Below are 19,865 nucleotides of genomic sequence, written 5' to 3'. Positions count from 1 at the left end.
ATATACTTTCTTGTTTCAAAGGAATTCCTATAATGGAAATGATCATCGTCTCTTCTGAAAAACAGAAACGTCTAATAATGATCTTTGCTCGTATGAAAGCAAAGATGTCAGATAAAGCGTTGCTGAAAAATTTAGACGCATACCAAATTAACTCAACGGCTTATCCAGCATTTAAGAAAGCTCAAGATCTTCGTGTTGAGCGTATTCATTTACCTTTTGGTGATGATAAAACAGGCTCATTAGATGGCGGTGATTTCTTATTCCGTTACCTTTCTAAGGGCTATATTTGTCTTGGTGATTTTGAAGGTCAACCAAAACCAGATCTAGGTCCATGGGGTGTTCGTTCTGTTCGTCGTCAACCTAAAATCGGTTTCGGACTGTAATAGATTAAAACTATCAATTACAGGATAGTTATAGCTGCATCGTAATATTGGTGAGCTAACCAGAATTAAATTGCAATGGGAGTATTCTATAAAATTCATATTATGAGTTTTGTAGAGGACTTCCATTGATCATCTCACAGCAAGATCCATCACTCCTCCTTTGCTATTCTAACCTCTTCATTATATTTAAATGTGTAATTATAACTATTTAAGAATGCCGCCAATGAAGCAAATCATTCAATATTATCTAACATCTTCGAATTAACTATTTGATAATTCTGTATACTAAGCGGCTCTGAACAATAACTTATTTAAATCGCTATAAAAGGAAGTTAAAGTGAAATACAGACCGTTTTCGTCAATATTTACGATCAGTGTGTTATCTCTTTCGATTTTGAGTGCAAACAGTTTGGCCAACGTCAGCTCAATTCCTGTCGTTGGTGGAGTTGTTAACTCAGCCGAAATACTTAAAAATCAGATACATTCTTCTGTAATATATACAACGAAAACGGTTCGTGATGCCGCTATTTTTACTATTGCAGGCATCACCTTAGATGCTTATATTTTATCTCTTCCATTGGATAGCGATGTTAAGAAAAGTATCATTGCAAAGCTCTCTAACCCCTCATACGCGATCCCTTTAGGTCATTTTCTTTATACCTTTGTTGATAAATACGGAGATATGGATAATGAAGATGCTTTTAAAGCCTATTTAAAAACTCAATATGATGAAGAAACACTTAATGGTTTCAGTCATTCTTTGTTTACTTTAAATGATGTTAAAAAAGAAGAGAAACCAGAGTTAGCTGATAGCCATCATCAAGGGCTAAATATTGATCGTAAATTCATTGCGAACATGGTGATTGTTTATGATGAATTAGTGCAAATTGGTGAATGGAAGGATCTTGAGGTTTTACCCGAGCGCTATACTTATCTCTCTGATACTCCAGAAGACCGGAAAATAATAGATAAAATTCAACCAATCATCATTGCTGGAATGACAAAAGCGGTCACAAGTATGGATGAGGGAGAAATGCGTGGGGCGTTAGAACAAATCATTGAAGAGGGTAAGCCTGAGCATAAAGGCTCTGTGAATAATAAAGCAGAAGCATTAACCATTACTCTTATTGATTTTGTTCGTCTTAATGTATTGAAATCATACCGTCAGTTTGTTTACCAAGAGCAGCGACAAGAGGTGCTGAATAAATGGTTACAAGAGAGCTTTAAAGAGAACCCAGAGACGGTTATTGCTTATTTAGAATCTCGTCAGCAACGTCGACTAGCTGTTCAGGTCACTGTTGATGGTTTGCAACAAGGTCTGCTTGAAGGGCTAATGTCACCGATTGAAAAGCCATTTATCAAACAGGTGTATAAAGATCATCTTAAGCATGAAACCTATAAGCCTCAGAATGAAATCACCACGCAGCCAGAGCATGAACAGCAATTATCATTCTTAAAAAGGCTGACAGAGAAAGAGTATAACGACTCATCTTACTTGCCATTTTTTACTGAGTTATACCAAAAGTACGATAAAAGTATTGTCGATGTGGGCATTTCATCAACACCGACTATCAGTGTTCGCAATTTACCGATAATAAAAACGGGTGCAAAAGTGTCTGGTGAAGGAGGCACAGGAATACCGAATTTCCATTTTGTTGATAGAAAAGAAGATCGTGCATATTACTTTTTCGGTAACGATGCTTTGCAACTTGATCGTCTAATAGACGCGAACAAAGTTCAAACCATGTTCGATCGCTTGGATTATCTAGTCACTCTAAACTGCAATGCCCAATACGATTGGAATGCACATACGACTTATGATGGCTTAGTGAATCTAGGAGCCGGTGAGAGTTTACGAGACTTTGGTGAAAAGCGTTGTTTACGAGAGTTAACACAACGAGCCAAAGTAGAAAAAACGATTGTTAAGATGCGATCAGAGTTAATTGACGATATTCGAATTTATGACGATATCTTTGTCTTGGATATTTACAGCAAGTTAACTCAAAAATGGAAGATCCAACAAAACTTAAAATCCCTCTCTAAACTAGAACAAAAAGGCATGCCAGACTACGCCTTAATCTATAACCCATGGCCTGATCATTTTGCCCATTTCACTGGGCCATTTAGTGATGAAATCCTCATGCCTACAGGGGAATTGAATCGACTAGATTATTGGTTAACGCAATTTACCAACGTATATAAAGAGGCGGGCGTATACGACAGAACGCTTTGGGGTATGGCAGGTGATCATGGTTTAGCGCCCGTGTATTACTCTCTTAATCCAGAAAAACAGGTGTTCGATTCTCTTCAAACAGAGCTTGGTTATCCGTTAGTGGTTAAGAAGATCTCTTCGGATGAAGGGGAAGGGCCTAAAATTACCAACGCGCTTAATTATGAAAGTAATAAAAAGGTAGATGTGGTGGTAGCCTCTACTGCCGGCGGTAATTTTATGATGGATTTCTTTAATTCAGCCGAAGGCTGGAAAGTGCAACCAACGTACGTAGAACTAACAACATGGACACCAGTGAATGCGCCAAAAGGTAAGTCTATCAATGTGATTAATGAAGTTTCTTCACGTTTACAAGAGTCGTTAGATTATCTCGTTGTTAGAGAAACAAACTGCACGTTAGATGAATGTAATGTTCGAGTTATTGGTTTTAAAGACGGTGTTAGAGTTGATGAATTAATCACTAAAAAAGGGGACAGATTACTTTATCAGCCTGTTATTGGTTCATCCCAATTACTTGAACTCGATGTTCTGAATCCTTATAAATCGCAGCCAAATAAAGCTGAATTAGCATCATACCAAGCGTTATATCAACGATGCATGGTCTCTGCCGTTAATGACAATGTGGATTCATGGTGTACAGAGCAAGAGTGGAGAAACCTGACGGCTTACACGGTGCGACCAGATTCCGTGAATCAATTAGCTAAATTGTATGAAGAAGATCGAGCAGGAACGATAAACTTATTCCCTAAATTTGGGGTTGGGTTTAATACTAAAGTTCCGGGGAGACATGCAGGAGAACATTACTTAGAAAAAGACGCCTTTTTAGGATTTTGGGGGACACCTATCGGCTCGAATGTTACGCCATTGAAGAGCGATGCGAACGGGTCATTGGCTCCCACATTATATGAATACCTTACTCAAGAAACCGTAATTAAGAATGAAAACGGATGGGGCTTTCCTTCTTTGCTCAGTGAGTTAGACATACAATCAAGTAAATAATAAAAGAAAATAGAGTCATCGATTAACTTAACGTTTGATATTGCTCTGCTGCCTCAAAGGTAAGTTTTGCGGCTTCAATTGTCATTAGGTTAATCGGTGTGTCGAGATAAGCGATAGAAAACTGTAAAGGGCTAGGAGTCCAATCAGATTCAATTATCTTTAATGTGTTATTTTTAAGTGCTTCGACAATCACTTCTTTAGGTAACATTGCAATACCGACGCCACTTTCGGCTAAGCGAATACTTGCAGAGAGCGAGCTAGCGGAATAAAACCGTGTAGGCTGATTGTTATGCTTTTTAAAGTAACGTTCTACTTCATGATAAGGGCTCGTATTTCTTGCGTAGGTAATGATTGGCCAATGAGAGAAATTGGTCGTGGCATGCAATGACGTTCGTTGTATCGTAGGGCTCGCTACCCAATGCAAAGAATAATCACAAATATGTTGGCTAACCACATTCGGTTCAACAACGTCTCCTAATAAAATCGCAATATCAATGTTGCGAGCTAACAGTTCTTTTCTAAGATTGATCGTTGCATCCACGATTAGCTCAACCTCTAAATGAGGCAAGTTTTGGTGAATTAAAGAAAGATACTGTGGCAACCATGTATGAACGATTGTTTCTGATACTCCAACTCGTAATATCCCCGAAATAGCCTCTGAATTATTTGCTAGCGCATGAAATTGGTCTGCATTACTTAACAGTTTTTCAGCAAAAGGAAGCAGTTCTCGTCCTTTTGCTGTTAACGATATTGAACCTGTATCACGAAAAAACAGTGGCACATTTAAGGTTTCTTCAAGGTTTGAAATACGGGTTGAAATTGCAGGCTGTGTTGTACATAAGTGCTTTGCAGCCTTTCTGAAGCTGCCTAAATGCGCTATCCATACAAAGGTTTCAAGTTGTTTTAAATTTAGCACAACATACCTCCCTTAGATTTATTCTGTTGCTAGGTGATAAAAAATATTTATCAAGAATAGCAGAAAAATACGAATAGACATTATTAAAATAAGCAGTAATGTAACCTTTAGTTAACGATGGAGTTACAAGGCTCATAAGGGAGAGTTGGATGGATAAGGATATATCGCTTAATCAACTGCGTGAAAAAATCAGAAATAACGAATTTACTGGTGCAACTTCAGGCTATGCATCTGGTTATTTACAAGCCAATCTTGTCATATTACCTGCGCTTTGGGCGGCTGATTTTTTACTTTTCTGTCAGAAGAACCCTGTGGCCTGCCCGTTGATTGATGTCACTCAAGCGGGGGAGAGATACCTTCCTTCTATTGGGGCTGATATTGATTTATCTACGGATGTTCCTGAATATCATGTGTTCTATGAGGGTAATTTTGAAACTTCAGTCTCTGATCTTACCGAATTATGGCAAGACGACTTAGTTACGTTTGTTTTAGGATGCTCTTTCTCATTTGAAGAAGCGCTAATTCAATCTGGTTTGTCTATTCGAAATATTGATGAAGGCAAAAATGTCTCCATGTACGACACTAACATTCCTTGCGAGCCAGCAGGTAAGTTTAACGGTAGCTTTGTGGTCTCTATGCGTCCATTCACTCCTAAAGATGCAATACGTGCGATTCAAATCACGACTCGTTTTCCTAAATCTCACGGTGCACCAGTGCATTTTGGTGACCCTGATTCGATTGGTATCTCTGATATTGCTAACCCTAATTATGGCGATGCTGTACAGATCAATTCAGGGGAGGTTCCTGTGTTTTGGGCGTGTGGCGTGACTCCTCAAAATGTTATTCGTCAAAGTCGTCCTCCTTTCTGCATCACTCATGCGCCCGGAAAAATGTTGATTACAGATCGTTTAAGTTCCGAATTTGCAGTGCTGTAGTCAGTAAACGTTCTTTTTACATCGTTGTTATTAAGTCGCCAAAAATAATTAAGGAAAGGGAATGAAAATTAATTGTGATATGGGTGAAAGTTTTGGGCTATGGACGCTAGGCGATGATGCCGCTGTCATGCCTGCGTTAGATATGGCAAACATTGCCTGTGGTATGCATGCTTCTGATCCCAGCGTGATGATGAAAACGGTCGCGTTAGCAAAAGAGCATAGTGTAATGATTGGAGCACATCCTGGATATGACGATTTACAAGGTTTTGGACGACGAGACATAGCGATGAGTTCTGTTGATCTTGCGTCGTTGTTTATCTATCAGCTAGGTGCACTACAAGGAATATGTCAAAGCCAGAATACAAAACTAAGCTATGTAAAACCTCACGGCGCGCTTTATAACATGATGATGAAGGATGACGCTATTCTTGAGACCTTGTTATCAGCACTTCAACGTTACGATGTCACATTGCCATTGGTTATTATGGCTGTTCCTGATCACGCTCGTTACCAAGCATTGGCCGATAAATTTGGCATTACATTATGGTTTGAAGCATTTGTAGATCGGACTTATGACGAAGAAGGGCGATTAGTTCCGCGTAGTGTACCTAACTCAAGCCATCATACGAATGAAGCAATTCAACACCAAGCAGATCAATTGATTGATCAAGGTTGTGTTACAACGCTAACTGGAAAGAAAATAACGATCCATGCCGACACATTATGCATTCATGGTGATGGTCCTTTTTCTGTGCCGACAGCCGTATATTTGCATAAAAAGCTTCAGAAAAAGGCTCAATAATAATGAAAATATCAGCCGTTAATGAATCGACCGTTTTAGTGGTATTTGCCGATAGCGTTAGCCCTGAAACTGCAGATATTATTGCTCAATCTGTTAGCGTTATTAATCAACATCCGGATTTGTTCGTTGTTGATATGGTGCCGTCATATACTTCTATTTTAATCACTTATGATTTAACTCGAATAGAACTACGAACGTTTATGTCTCGACTAAATCAATACCTTCAGCAAGATAACAAAGAAACTCAATTATCCTCTTCTATGGTTATTGAGTTACCGGTTTATTACGGACCAGAAGTCTCTCTTGATGCTGAAGAAATAAGTCGCCATACCGGGTTATCATTTGATGAGATTATTTCTATTCACTCATCCCAAGAATATCGAGTGTATGCTATTGGCTTTGCTCCGGGTTTTGCTTATTTAGGTAATACTGACCCTCGTATTCATATTCCTCGTAAAAGCACACCGCGCTTGAAAGTGCCCGCTGGCAGTTTAGCTATTGCGGAGCAACAAACCGCTATTTACCCAAAATCGTCACCGGGAGGGTGGCAAGTGATAGGGCGAACGCCTGTTAACTTGATTGATTTTAATCGCGACAACCTGACGGTTTTTGAGATGGGGGCAAAAGTGACTTTTAATCCTATTTCACGAGAAGAGTATCTAGAGATGGGAGGCGAGTTACCAGAGGTCTCATTAGTGGAAGAGGATGATAAAGCATGACATTACGAATTCACAGTACGGGCCCATTAGCATTGCTTCAAGATAAAGGCCGATATGGTCACCAATCTGTAGGAGTGACACCGGGTGGACCAATGGATGAACATGCGTTTGACTGGGCGAATAAATTAGTCGATAACGATTTAAATGCCACTCAAATCGAAATTACCCTAGGACAGTTTAGTTGTACGTTTTATGCCGCAACTACAATAGCTTTAACTGGTGCTGACATGGGAGCGAAGCTTAACGGTGAAGCGATCAGGCCTTGGCAAAGTTACGCGATTAATTCCGGTGATAAATTGGAAATGAGCATCGCTCAATCAGGGTTACGAGCTTATCTTGCTGTGAGTGGTGGATTTAAAGTTGAAACAATTTTAGGAAGTTCAGCGACGGTAATTCGTGATGGATTAGGTGGCTATGATGGTAAAGGCACTCCATTAACGGTAAACAGTTTGATTCGTTATTCAGTTGATGTATCACAGTTATCAACCTCTTTTTCTGAGCCAAGATTACGTAAGCAAGTACCGAGTCGATTTATCCCAAGTTATGAACGCCATATTAATATCGGTGTTATCCCAAGCTATCAATATGATGACTTTTTGATTGCTGATCGTGAACGATTTTTTTCATCAATTTATACGGTCTCAACCAATATTGATCGAATGGGTTATCGCTTATCTGGTGAGGCTATTCACTGTCAGCGTAATAATTTAATTTCGGAAGGGATCGCGCTTGGAGCAATTCAAATTCCGAGTGATGGTCAGCCAATTGTGCTGATGCGAGATCGCCAAACTATAGGAGGATACCCAAAAATAGGGTGTGTTGTTCATGCTGATATTAGTCGTTTAGCGCAATGTTTACCGGGTTCAACAGTGCAATTTTATGAAAAAGAACTCTACAGTGCAGAAGCCGAATTGATGATACAGCGCCAGTTTTTTACTTCGTATAACTCTTAGAACAACGAACAGCTCCCTCAATATCTAAGATAAAAATATTAATACAAAAATCTCGATTAACGAGAATACGCTGCAATAGAAACATGCAGAAGAGTGACCACAAAAGGAAATCGTATGTCATTAGAAAAAATTGAATCTCAGCCGTCTAGCATGACGCAAGATGAAGGAAAACCAGCAGCACGCTCGGGCTTTAGTTGGTCATTGATTATGGGGGCTGCTTTTTTAATGGCAACCTCAGCGGTAGGACCGGGGTTTTTAACTCAAACTACTGTGTTTACTCAAACATTAGGTGCAAGCTTTGCCTTTGTTATCCTTATTTCTATCATTTTAGATATTGGTGCTCAGCTTAATATTTGGCGAATCATTGTTGTGTCTAAAAAACGAGCGCAAGATATCGCGAATGATATTTTCCCCGGTCTTGGTTACGTGATTGCAGGTATGGTTGCCATTGGTGGTTTAGCTTTTAATATTGGTAATATCGGTGGTGCAGGGATGGGGATGAACGTTTTATTTCCTGATATCACACCAATAGTAGGCGCAGCTATTAGTGCCGTGGTTGCCGTTGCTATCTTCATGTTGAAAGATGCTGCTAAAGTTATGGACCGTTTTACTATCGTAATGGGGGCTGCGTTAATAGCAATGACATTATATGTACTATTTTCAACTTCTCCTCCGGTTGGTGAGGCCTTATATCGTGCAGTATGGCCAGAGAAGCTTAATGTACTTGCGATTATTACATTAGTTGGTGGCACGGTTGGTGGTTACATTACTTTTGCGGGTGCGCACCGTTTGATTGATGCGGGTGTCACGGGTCAAGAAGCACTACCACAAGTTAACCGAGGTTCTGTCTCTGCAATCAGTTTAGCTTCAGTGGTTCGTGTTATTTTATTTTTAGCAGCATTGGGGGTGATTAGTTCTGGGGTCACGTTAGATCCAACAAATCCTCCTGCATCGATGTTTAAGCATGCCGCAGGTAATGTAGGTTATAAGATCTTTGGCTTAGTTCTTTGGGCCGCTGCGATCACCTCTGTTATTGGTGCTGCATATACGTCAGTATCATTCTTAAAAACATTACACCCAACGATTGAGTTGCATTCACGTCGATTTATCATTGGCTTTATTGTGGTATCCACATTTATATTTTGCTTTATTGGTAAGCCTGTCATGTTATTGATTGTAGCAGGTGCTTTAAATGGATTTATCTTACCAGTAACGCTAGGGCTTATGTTGATTGCTGCAACTAAACCATCAATTGTTGGTGACTATAAGCACCCAGTTTGGATGTCAGTCTTTGGCTGGTTAATCACTGCAATGATGGCTCTTATGAGTATATATACCTTGTATGTGATGTTTTTTTAATCAAGTTGACGAGTGATATTGAGAATATAGTTATATTTTAGAATTATTATTCAGATAATGGCTTTTTATCTGCTTGATTTTAAATATACTAAATCGCAGGCCCTAATATGTTTACCGACGTGTTAGGGCCTCATAGGTTTTAACGCAATGTGAGATTTATAAGTATCAGCCCATCATGATGTAAGGCTGAGATAAAACAAATAAGGATATATGATGATTGATTTCTGGCCGTTGATTGGAGTGGTGATAATTACTCTTGGGCTCGCTTTACGTTTAAATACACTATTGGTTATTTTAACTGCAGGGATAGTGACAGGGTTAGTTGCAAAGATTGATTTTATTGAAATTTTATCCATTCTAGGCGCTTCATTTACTCAAAACCGTTACATGTCTTTATTTATTCTAGTGTTGCCTATGATTGGGGTATTAGAACGATTTGGCTTAAGAGAACGTGCAGAAACACTGATTGGCTCAATCAAACAAGCTTCTGCTGGCCGAGTTATGTTTACGTATTTATTACTACGGAAAGTAACGAATGCATTAGGTTTAAACTTGGGAGGGCATCCATCCATGATCCGTCCTTTAGTTGCCCCAATGGCAGAAGCCGCTGCTGAGAAAAATAGAAAACCATTAACGAATAAAGAAAGACAGCACCTTCGTGCACTGGCTGCAATGAGTGAAAACTTTGCTAATTTCTTTAGCCAATTAATTTTTATTGGTGCTGGCGGTTTGTTATTAATTAAAGGTGTGCTTGAAGAGCATGGTTACAGTGTTGCTTTAAATGACATGTTTATGTGGGCGATCCCCACAGCTTTAGCCTCGTGTGTCGTATTTCATGTTCGAGCATGGATAGAAGATTCACGCTTGGCAAAAGCTGGTAAGCAGGAGCAAGAAGAATGTTAGAGTATATTTATCAAGCGACAGGCTTACTTCTTATTGCGTTTTCTCTTCAAAGTTTTATGGATAAAAAGAATCCGAAAGCAATAGGGACAGGGCTTTTCTGGCTAGCCTATGGTGTTTCTTTCTGTTTAGGTAGCGTATTACCTGATTGGGTTGTTGGCGTATTAGTACTTATTATGACGTTAATTGCTTCAGTGGGTTTAATGGGTATTGGGTCATACAATTCAAGTGACAATGAGTTTAGAAAAAGCAGTGCCAAATCTTTACAGAATATGCTGTTTCTTCCCGCGATTATTGTCCCTGTTGGTACGATTTTATGGAGCCAAGTAACCGGTGAAAGTGCACTTATTGGCTTAGGGATAAGCTCTGTTCTTTCATTGTTTGTCGCTAATTGGCTGACTAAGTGTAAGCCTGTTCAAAGTATCCATGAAGGACGTCGATTAATTGATACTATTGGTTGGGCAGCGATTTTATCGCAATTCTTAGCGGCATTAGGCTATTTATTTGGCCAGGCTGGTGTAGGTGATACGGTTTCACAAATAGTAAAAGAGATCGTGCCACATGGTAGCGTTTTAGCCTATGTGATTGCGTACACGTTTGGTATGGCTATTTTCACCATTGTAATGGGTAACGCGTTTGCCGCTTTTGCTGTTATTACCGCAGGTATTGGTATCCCACTATTAATTGTTGAAATGGGGGGAGATCCTATCGTAGTGGGTGTACTAGGCATGGTTTCTGGTTATTGTGGAACCTTAATGACGCCAATGGCGGCTAATTTTAATGTAGTACCTGCCGCTTTGTTAGAACTCGATAATAAAAACCAAGTGATTATCACTCAGTTTATTCCCGGTTTTATTATGCTACTAATTAACACTACCTTTATGTACTTTTTTGCCTTTTAGGGATTAACGATGAAAAAGATTTTAATTACAGGTTTCGAACCTTTTGGTAATGATAAAATTAACCCTGCGCTAGAGGCCGTAAAGCTAATTGCAGGCCGTAAACTTAATGGCGGTGAGATCAGTATTTGCCAAGTGCCAGTTGTGCGCTATAAGTCTATTGAAACAGTAAAAAAAGCGATTGAAGATCAACAACCCTATGCAGTGATCACTGTTGGTCAAGCTTCGGGTCGCACAGCAATAACACCAGAGCGAATTGCGATTAATGTTGATGACTTCCGGATCCCAGATAATGACGGTATTCAAGTGATTGATGAACCAGTCATAGAGGGAGGCCCAGATGCTTATTTTACAACATTACCAATCAAAGCGATGGTGAGAGAAATACAACAAAAAGGGATCCCAGCTCAAGTATCAAATACGGCAGGTACTTTTGTATGCAACCATCTGTTCTACGGGATACAGCATTATTTAAAAGATACCAATATTCGTCATGGGTTTATTCATATTCCATTATTACCAGAGCAATCAGTGGATGGCTCCCAACCAACAATGAAGTTAGAGCAAATAGCAGAGGGCTTAGCTATTGCAGCACAAGCTATCATTGATAATAGTGAAGATATTCAAGAAGGGGCCGGTACTATTTGTTGATTTAAAAACAGATAATTCTATCTTTATTTTAGAACCCAACAATTATTTATATTGTTGGGTTTTTTAATGATAACTATATAAATAACTATGATATTTCAGTGAGTTGTGAATGCGGCGTTAAGTGTGTGTGTTTATGATGCTAAGTGTTTTCTTGCTCAAAAAATCAAGAGTAAATTTTCGCTTATTTTTGGGTTCCGTTTGTGAAAAAGGGCACATTTTTAAATAATAAGACTGCTAAGATGACTCAGAATGTAACCACTTGTTTCATTAGTGAGTTATGCAATGTAGGGGGTGTAGGCTCCACTGATAATTCTACATTGCTTTATATTATTTAGAATTATAAAAAGTAGACATATTATGCATTTAACATTAAAAACAAAGCTTGTAATAACAAGTGTCGCTCTTATCGTTTTAACGATTATCTCGTTGGGTACATTTTCATATCAAACGATGAAAACACAAGCCTGGGATGGTATTCGTAGTGAGAGTGGGAATACTGCAAAAGCATACAGTTTAGGGGTTGGGGATTGGTTCAAAGGCCGTCAAGATGCGATTACGGCAATGAAAGAAGCCATAGAGCGAAATCCGAATTTAGATATGGTGGCACACTTAAAACAAACCTTTACTTCGGGTGGTTTTGGACTGAGCTACTATGGTGATGCAGAGGGCGTAATGCAACGTCAAGATCCATCATTGAATAAAGCAGGTTATGACCCACGAACTCGTGGTTGGTATAAAGAAACTCTAGCAGCCAACAAAGCGATTACCACAAAGCCTTATGTTAGCCATACCATGCAAGCACTCGTGGTTACACTAACAGAGCCTGTGCGTGAAAATGGCCGAATTGTAGGTGTGACAGCATCAAACTTAGCACTTGGAGCTTTAATTGATGATGTATTAGACATTCCTGTACCAGGGAAAGGCTACGCAATGTTACTTGATATCAGTAATAAGATTGTTGTTGCTCACCCTAATGAAAAAATTGCCTTAAAACCGATTGCAGATCTTGGTAAAGGTTTTGATGCGAATAACCTAAATAAAGAAATATCATCCGATGGTTTTTTCTTCACCGAAGAGAACGGTAGAGAAGAAGCGGTAATGATAACAGCAGTGCCTCATACGAATTGGGCAATTGCGTTAGTGATGGATAAAGAAACCTTAGAAGCGCCGTTAAATGCAATGCTATTTAAATTAATACTTATTGGCGGTTTAATTTTATTGTTTGTTTCATTATTTACCGGCTGGTTAGTTACACGTCAACTGCGTGAATTAGGTACCGTATCAGAAGCGTTAGCAGATATTGCAAATGGTGAAGGGGATTTAACCGTTCGTATTAACGTTAAATCAGATGATGAAGTGGGTAAGCTTGCTGAAAACTTTAACCAGTTTGTTTCTCGTCTTCATACAATGGCATCGAATTTACGCGAAATCACATTAGAGCTTAATCGTTCTGCTGCGGACTCAGCAGATTCAGCATTTCAACGTAGCCAAAATATTCGTCATCAACAAGATGAAATTACCATGGTCGCGACTGCAGTAACAGAAATGGCAAGTGCAACCCAAGAGATAGCAGGCAATGCAGAGAATACAGCAAAATCTGCAGAGCAAGCGGTAGGCTTAACCCAAGAAGGGCATAATCAAGCAAACCAAAGCCAAGCATCAATTGGTAATCTTGCGCGTGAAGTAAACAGTGCGGTAGGCATCATTGAAGATTTGAATGGTCATGCACAAAAGATCAGCTCAATTCTTGCCACCATTCGTTCAATTGCAGAACAAACGAATTTACTGGCATTGAATGCCGCAATAGAAGCAGCACGAGCTGGAGAACAAGGGCGTGGGTTTGCAGTTGTTGCTGATGAGGTCCGTGTGTTATCTCAACGAACTCATACCTCAACAGAAGAAATTCAATCAATGATTGAAACATTGCAGTCGACAACACAAGAAGCCGTCTCTGTTATGTCGGACAGCCATCACTTGGCAGAAACCAGTGTGAAAGATGTCGATGACGCTGGTATAAGTATTGAGAATATAGCAGCTCAAATTAATGTGATTAGTGATATGGCGACACAGATCGCTTCGGCAGCAGAAGAGCAGTCAAGTGTAACCGCAGAGATCAGTCGCAATACAGAAGGAGTGCAAGAAGTTGCAAACCAAATGGCGAGTGAAGCAGAAACTGCAGCACAGCAAGCAGAGGCATTAAAATCGTTAGCTGATTCATTAGAAGAAGAGATCAAACGTTATAAGCTTTAAACGTAAAAACTTAATAAAAACCGTCATTTTTTGACGGTTTTTTTGTGTCAAAAATCCGTGATTTTCGTTCAAAAAGAAAGAGGTAGGAACAACTTATAAAATATTTTATAAACATCTTTCATTAACTATTCCCAAAAGTAAAACAAGGTGTAGAATACGCCTCCTTATCGGCTAACACACTATGTGTGAACTATTCCAGTGTATTGAAAATAAAGACGAATACACTTTTTAGGATATAAATGAAAAACGCATTACTTGCCCTTGTTATTTCTTTAGTCACGACTTCTTGTACTCCAATTTTTGATGGTAATTACAATCAATCAAATTCAGAATCATGCGATTGTAGTGGTGGTGTATCAAAACCAAATACATGGCAGCCCGGTTCATCAAAGCCAAGCGCATCAAAACCAACCCAGTCGGTCGAAGAGCAATTAGAAAATCTTGCTAATCAAGTTCATAATAAATGGGGTGACAAAGAGTTTCTTGAAGCCGGTAAGCACCGTTACGTAAAGTATCTTGATGGTTATCGTACTCGCGCACATATTGATTTTGATAAAGGTAAGATCTATGTATCGACTATTTCTCAATATCAACCTAAAGAGGCACTCAAAAAAGCCATTATAGGTACAGTTTTAATGCCTGCAGATCCATCGCATGTGGATTTATTCAGTGATAAGTCAATTCCTTTACGTGGCCGTCCTTTTTTACTCGGTCAAATTAAAGATCAAGAAAACAAAGACATTGAATGGCCTTGGCGTGCAGGGCAATACGCGGACTATTTAATTGAAAATAAACTTAAAACGAAAACCATCAAAAATGGAAAAGCGTATTACGTTGAGATCTCAATGGTGGATGACCATTTAGAGCAACGTGAATTCCAATATGCAGATTTGATCAAAAAAGCGTCGAAAGAATACGATATTTCAATCGATTTAATTTACGCCATTATCCAGACGGAAAGTAGCTTCAACCCTTATGCAGTAAGTCATGCTGGTGCCTATGGTTTAATGCAGGTGATCCCAAAAACGGCAGGCGCAGATGTATTTAAATTAGTGAAAAACAAATCAGGTATCCCAACAAAAGAGTATTTGTTTAATCCAGCAAACAACATAGATACAGGCACAGCCTATTTTTATATTTTAAAGAATAGATACTTACGAGATATCACTCATGCAACCAATAAACATTACAGCATGATTTCTGCCTATAACGGGGGATCTGGAGGCGTATTTTCTACGTTTGATACAAGCAAAACTAAAGCTATCAGCGAGATAAATAGTTTAAAACCGGAGCAGTTATATTGGGCATTAACCAATAAACACCCAAAAGCAGAAGCGCGTCGATACCTTGAAAAAGTGTTGAAGTTTCAAAAAGAATTTAATGAAAAAGCGTAGATAGAATATGTTGATTGAGAGGATGAATAAATTGAATTATACATTAATAGTTTAATTTGTTAGCTTCTCGGTCTATGAAAACTTCACTCTAATTTAGTTGGTGGTAACGACAGGTTGAAACAGATTCTCTTTTGTTTACTGTGTTTATATTCTTCACTTTCATGGTCACTTGAATTGACCAAAGAAGAAAGTGAATGGCTTAAAAATAATAAAAACTTTACATTTTATAATGATAATTATGATTCAAGACTTTTCTTTATTGAAAATGGCATTCAAAAAGGGTTATACAGCTATTTAGTTGCGGACATTAATAAGAAATTAAATACAAATTTCACCGTGCAAATTGAAGATATTGATGTATTACATGACAAGTTTAATAATTTTGATTCTGGTGTGTATTTTGATTTTGCGAATACAAAAGAGAGACGTGAAAGCTACTTTTTTGTCCCTACACTATATAGAGTGAGTACAAAAGTATTCTTTAGAGATACCTCAATTATTGAAGATCTAGTTAGTTTGAATAATAAGAAAGTAGGTCTTATTGATGATTGGTACTCCACCACTAACTTTGTAAATCAATACGCTGACGAAATAGATTATATTCCGGTTAAATTTAATACGCTAAGTGAATTAGTTGCAGCACTCAATGCGGGAGAGATTGATGCTTTTGTTGCTGATACACAGGTGATCACAGACAAAGCGTATCCGACTCTTAATTTACCTCGGTTACAGAATTTATATACGTCATTTGCAATCTCAAAAGATTACATTGAACTCAACAGCATCTTAATCAAATATTTTACTGAACTAGAGTCAAAAGAAGTAAAAGAGATGGTTATAAAATCTCGCGAAGATTACTTCATCTATTTATTTAAAAAGAGCGAAGAGCTTAAAGGCTTAACGGTTAGTGTTGGGTATGGTACTAATGAGTTTCCTACCAGTTACTATGTTAATAATGAATATCATGGAATAGCCCCAACACTTTTTGACAGTATTAAATTAATATTTAAAGATGTTGTGACGTTTATTGAACCAGTAATCGGAGAGTGCAACGAGTATGATGTTTTGTTGTCGGTGTATAATAATAAGTGCATAACAGACAACTACTTCTTAACCAAGCCATATTATACCTTTGAGCTATCGGTTTTTAATAAGTTAGAAGGGAATTTTATTTCAGAAATTGGGGATGTTAACTACTCAACCGTTGGAATGTTGAAAAATGCGTATTACTACGATTATGTAAAAAATAATACGTTAAATGTGAAAATGGTATTTTTTGATACTTTTGAAGAAATAATTAAAGCCGTAGATGATGGGATCGTCGATTACGCCTTTGGTGATCAACGATTATTACTTAATCACACTATTAATCATGATATGTTCGATCTAAAAGTAGCTGGCACGTTAACAGAAAAATCCTCTGTTTATATAGCGGTAAAAAAAGAGCATAAGGCGTTATTTGATGCGATTAACCTTATTTCAATAAGCTCGGATAATGAACGCCTAATTAAAAATATCTATATTAATGAAAATGAAAAGTACCAAAGAAATGATCTATGGGCATTAATCATGGTTTTTAGTGTTTGTATACTCATTATCGTTCTTTTACTTATACGAGATTTTCTTGCGAAAAAAACACAGCACCGACTGTTAACTATGAATGAGTCCTTGATTGGTTCATTAGAGATGGCGTCTTTGTACAGTGATGAAGAGACCAGTGAGCACAATAAGCGGATTAATATTTACTCTGAATATTTGTCGACTCTTTTGAAGATGCCAAAAGAGTTTGTAGAGGACATTCGTATGATCGCTTCTCTGCATGATATCGGCAAAATTGGTATCCCTCATTACATTTTAAAGAAACCAGGTAAGCTTGACCCTGATGAATTCGATGTGATGAAGCAACATGTTAACATTGGCTATGAGATTATAAAGAATACTGATCTTAGTCTAATAACTAAAAATATCGTGCTTTATCATCATGAAAAGTGGAATGGAAAAGGGTATTTAAACTTAGTTGGTGAAGATATTCCAATTGAAGCAAGAATCGTGAGTATTGTTGATGTGTATGATGCACTAAGACAAAAACGGGTTTATAAAGAAGGGTTTACTCATGAGGTTGCAATAGAGATTATTGCCGAGGAAAGAGGTGTCTCTTTTGACCCTATGATTGTTGATCTGTTTTTACATAATCATGAAGAGTTTAGAGCTATTTTTGAGAATAATCAGTAGGTAGAAGCAGGGGCTAGTTTTTAGGGGGTAGGGATTAGTAAGAGCAGGGACTAGTTTCTAGGGACGAGTAACTGCTTTTGGCTCTTACTCGTCCCTGCTTTTTCTAGTCCTTAGTCCCTAGCTTCTAGTCCCCAAGCGCAGCTTCGCCTTTCACATCAAAATTGATTTTTTCATGGCCAGCAAATACTTGGAAGCGTTTACCTTTAGCGCGAGCAATAATCGTAATGCCAAATTTCTGCGCCAAATCTAAACCCATTTGCGTTACGCCTGAGCGAGATAGTAAAACGGGAATACCCATTTGAGCAACTTTGATCACCATTTCAGAGGTTAAACGACCTGTGGTGTAAAACAGCTTATTGTCGCCCGTACCACGGTTTAACCATAATTCACCCGCAAGTGTATCAACCGCATTATGACGGCCTACATCTTCCACAAAAGAAAGCACTTGGTTGTTTTCACAAATCGCACAGCCATGAACCGCACCAGCCGCTTTATAGGTGTCATTATGATAAGTCAGCGCTTCTAGTGATGCATAAAGATCTGATTGATTAATTGTTACTTGAGGTACTTGATAATTTTCAAGTTGCTTCATAACATTGCCATACATGGTGCCTTGACCGCAGCCAGAGGTAACCGTCTTCTTCTTTAAATTCTCTTTAACGTGTTCGGTGGTCTCTTTAGTATTCACCGCGGCTGTTTTGGTTTCCCAATCAATCATGATGGATTCTAATAACGTCACATCGCTAATAAAATGTTGATTCTTTAAATAGCCAACGACTAATTCAGCAGGGCGTGCGCCTAACGTCATTAGAGTCACCACTTCTTGCCAATTCAACATAACCGTTAATGGTTGTTCACACGCGACTTCTTTTGTTAGCTTCTCACCGTATTCATCATAAACATCCACAGTAAGAGTTTGTTTAGGTACAGCGCCAGTAGTTATTATTCTTGCTGATTGGCTCAAAGTAAGCTCCAAATTAATGAGTTTTAAGGTAATTAACGTATTACACGCAAATTTTATACCACAGGATGAGTTGTGGTTAAATTAGAAATAAACCGTTGTTGGTATAAGGATTGCTTTATAGTGTGAATAGAGATAAAAAAGCCTCATAAAAAGAAGGGTGACTTGTGGATCAAAAAACAGAAAACCAATGGCCACTTCAGTTTGAAGTGATTGAAGAAACCAAACAAGTAGGACGTTGGAGTGCGCCATCTTGGCATATTGGTGACATTCATCTTTATGAGAAAAACACACAAGCAGCGCAAAGTAACAGCATCTTGTTTGAGCGTGAGCTAGAAATATTCTTAGATGAACGAACCGATTACCGTTTTAATTTAAGCTCTCAAGATCCAAAGCTATTTTTTGCCTTTGAAAATGATAATGACGTACTTACCCCAGTAATGATCACGGCTTCACAAAGCTTGATAGGGCAATACATGGATGGTGATTACGTTGTGCTATCGATTGGAATGCCACTACCTGTACAAGCATGGCTAGAAGCTTTTATTGGCAAAAACGGTGAACTGATAGAAGTTCGTAGAAAGAAACGTAAAGGTGCGGGGCGCGCAAGTGAGCAACTTCCTAAGTAGATGGGCACTGAGAAAACAGAAGGTAAAACAAGGTGAAGAGGTCAGTGATGAGCCGATTCAAGCACCGTCAACACCTGTTATTGACGCTTCTGTCGATGATGTTGAAACAGCATCAATTCTAGAAGAGGCAGAATCAACGCCTGAGATAGATCTGCCTACCGAGGCCGATCTAGGTGAAATTACAGGAACCAGCGATGTCAGCCAATTTATGGCAACAGGGGTAGATAAAAATCTGAAAAAAGCCGCATTGCGTAAGATGTTTTTGAACCCTGAATTTGCAATGGAAGATGAGCCAAACTACTCAACACCACCCAAATTGGATAGCGAAACTGCAGCCAAATTACGAGATTGGATGGTAGAGCCTGTTGAAGAAGAAGGCGAGAGTGAGCAAGAATCAGTGGTAGAGCAATTATCAGAACCATTATCAAAAGAAGCATCAGAACAACAACAAGAATTAACCGTTAAAAATGAAGCATCAAACAGTAATGATAATGAATATCAATACGTTACTGGCAACGAAATAGCCTCAAGTGAGACAAAAAAGACCACTTAAACAATCGGGACATTTTGAACCAAGGTGAGACAAAATGTCCCGACAAAAAACACCGCCTGCCAAATAGTCTAAAAATTGCGCATTTTATCCTATTAATATT

General features: G+C 38.6%; 17 protein-coding genes. 15 read left to right on the top strand and 2 right to left on the bottom strand.

The annotated features are described in order from the left end of the window. Positions 1–32 precede the first annotated feature (32 nt). Positions 33–383 (top strand): hypothetical protein, encoded by a 351-nt coding sequence (locus AC2INI_RS07185; protein WP_061002434.1) that lies wholly within the window; start codon positions 33–35, stop codon positions 381–383. A gap of 337 nt (positions 384–720) precedes the next feature. Beyond that, positions 721–3,612 carry an alkaline phosphatase family protein gene (locus tag AC2INI_RS07180; RefSeq protein WP_486304454.1) on the top strand — a complete coding sequence of 964 codons (2,892 nt, stop codon included), beginning with the start codon at positions 721–723 and terminating at the stop codon, positions 3,610–3,612. A 22-nt stretch (positions 3,613–3,634) separates the two neighbouring features. On the opposite strand, the gene AC2INI_RS07175 is transcribed toward AC2INI_RS07180, so the two are convergent. Continuing rightward, complete coding sequence (locus AC2INI_RS07175) at positions 3,635–4,528, bottom strand: LysR family transcriptional regulator (protein ID WP_486304453.1); 894 nt, start codon at positions 4,526–4,528, stop codon at positions 3,635–3,637. A 149-nt stretch (positions 4,529–4,677) separates the two neighbouring features. On the opposite strand from AC2INI_RS07175, the gene AC2INI_RS07170 reads away from it, so the two are divergent. From AC2INI_RS07170 to AC2INI_RS07120, 11 genes are all read left to right on the top strand, one after another. Then, the gene (locus tag AC2INI_RS07170) at positions 4,678–5,463 is read left to right on the top strand and encodes a putative hydro-lyase (RefSeq protein WP_486304452.1); all 786 of its coding nucleotides are present in this window, start codon (positions 4,678–4,680) and stop codon (positions 5,461–5,463) included. A gap of 61 nt (positions 5,464–5,524) precedes the next feature. After that, positions 5,525–6,265 carry a 5-oxoprolinase subunit PxpA gene (locus AC2INI_RS07165; RefSeq protein ID WP_486304451.1) on the top strand — a complete coding sequence of 247 codons (741 nt, stop codon included), beginning with the start codon at positions 5,525–5,527 and terminating at the stop codon, positions 6,263–6,265. Positions 6,266–6,267: 2 nt separating this feature from the next. After that, positions 6,268–6,984, top strand: coding sequence for a 5-oxoprolinase subunit PxpB (pxpB, locus tag AC2INI_RS07160; RefSeq protein WP_486304450.1), 717 nt, complete (start codon positions 6,268–6,270; stop codon positions 6,982–6,984). Next, the gene (locus AC2INI_RS07155; protein WP_122034623.1) at positions 6,981–7,937 is read left to right on the top strand and encodes a 5-oxoprolinase subunit C family protein; all 957 of its coding nucleotides are present in this window, start codon (positions 6,981–6,983) and stop codon (positions 7,935–7,937) included. Before pxpB ends, AC2INI_RS07155 begins: the two co-directional genes overlap by 4 nt. 114 nt (positions 7,938–8,051) lie before the next feature. Then, positions 8,052–9,296 carry an NRAMP family divalent metal transporter gene (locus tag AC2INI_RS07150; protein ID WP_122034625.1) on the top strand — a complete coding sequence of 415 codons (1,245 nt, stop codon included), beginning with the start codon at positions 8,052–8,054 and terminating at the stop codon, positions 9,294–9,296. A gap of 213 nt (positions 9,297–9,509) precedes the next feature. Beyond that, positions 9,510–10,199, top strand: a complete 690-nt coding sequence (locus tag AC2INI_RS07145) for a DUF969 domain-containing protein (protein WP_486305707.1) — start codon at positions 9,510–9,512, stop codon at positions 10,197–10,199. Beyond that, a complete protein-coding gene (locus AC2INI_RS07140; protein ID WP_122034628.1) occupies positions 10,193–11,098 on the top strand; it encodes a DUF979 domain-containing protein in 906 nt (301 codons plus the stop codon). Before AC2INI_RS07145 ends, AC2INI_RS07140 begins: the two co-directional genes overlap by 7 nt. Before the next feature lie 9 nt (positions 11,099–11,107). Further along, positions 11,108–11,746 carry a pyroglutamyl-peptidase I gene (gene pcp / locus AC2INI_RS07135; RefSeq protein WP_486304449.1) on the top strand — a complete coding sequence of 213 codons (639 nt, stop codon included), beginning with the start codon at positions 11,108–11,110 and terminating at the stop codon, positions 11,744–11,746. A gap of 357 nt (positions 11,747–12,103) precedes the next feature. Further along, on the top strand, positions 12,104–13,996 hold the full coding sequence (locus tag AC2INI_RS07130; RefSeq protein WP_486304448.1) for a methyl-accepting chemotaxis protein: 1,893 nt from the start codon (positions 12,104–12,106) through the stop codon (positions 13,994–13,996). Positions 13,997–14,235: 239 nt separating this feature from the next. Then, a complete protein-coding gene (mltC, locus tag AC2INI_RS07125) occupies positions 14,236–15,390 on the top strand; it encodes a membrane-bound lytic murein transglycosylase MltC (RefSeq protein WP_122034633.1) in 1,155 nt (384 codons plus the stop codon). A gap of 174 nt (positions 15,391–15,564) precedes the next feature. Continuing rightward, a complete protein-coding gene (locus tag AC2INI_RS07120) occupies positions 15,565–17,622 on the top strand; it encodes an HD domain-containing phosphohydrolase (RefSeq protein WP_486304447.1) in 2,058 nt (685 codons plus the stop codon). A 124-nt stretch (positions 17,623–17,746) separates the two neighbouring features. Here AC2INI_RS07120 and AC2INI_RS07115 read toward each other — a convergent pair whose 3' ends face one another. Beyond that, entirely contained in the window at positions 17,747–18,586 is an 840-nt protein-coding gene (locus AC2INI_RS07115) for a formate dehydrogenase accessory sulfurtransferase FdhD (RefSeq protein WP_486304446.1), read from the bottom strand. A 164-nt stretch (positions 18,587–18,750) separates the two neighbouring features. Here AC2INI_RS07115 and AC2INI_RS07110 point away from each other — a divergent pair, with 164 nt between their 5' ends. Together AC2INI_RS07110 and AC2INI_RS07105 are read left to right on the top strand one after the other, a co-directional pair. Then, entirely contained in the window at positions 18,751–19,212 is a 462-nt protein-coding gene (locus AC2INI_RS07110) for a DUF3305 domain-containing protein (protein ID WP_486304445.1), read from the top strand. Then, positions 19,193–19,765, top strand: a complete 573-nt coding sequence (locus AC2INI_RS07105; RefSeq protein ID WP_486304444.1) for a DUF3306 domain-containing protein — start codon at positions 19,193–19,195, stop codon at positions 19,763–19,765. The genes AC2INI_RS07110 and AC2INI_RS07105 overlap by 20 nt, the downstream gene beginning before the upstream one ends. Positions 19,766–19,865: the final 100 nt, after the last annotated feature.

It is taken from the genome of Aliivibrio friggae (genome assembly GCF_057368515.1).
The sequence above is the reverse complement of the archived record's forward strand: the minus strand, read 5'-3'. Positions and strand labels throughout refer to the sequence as shown.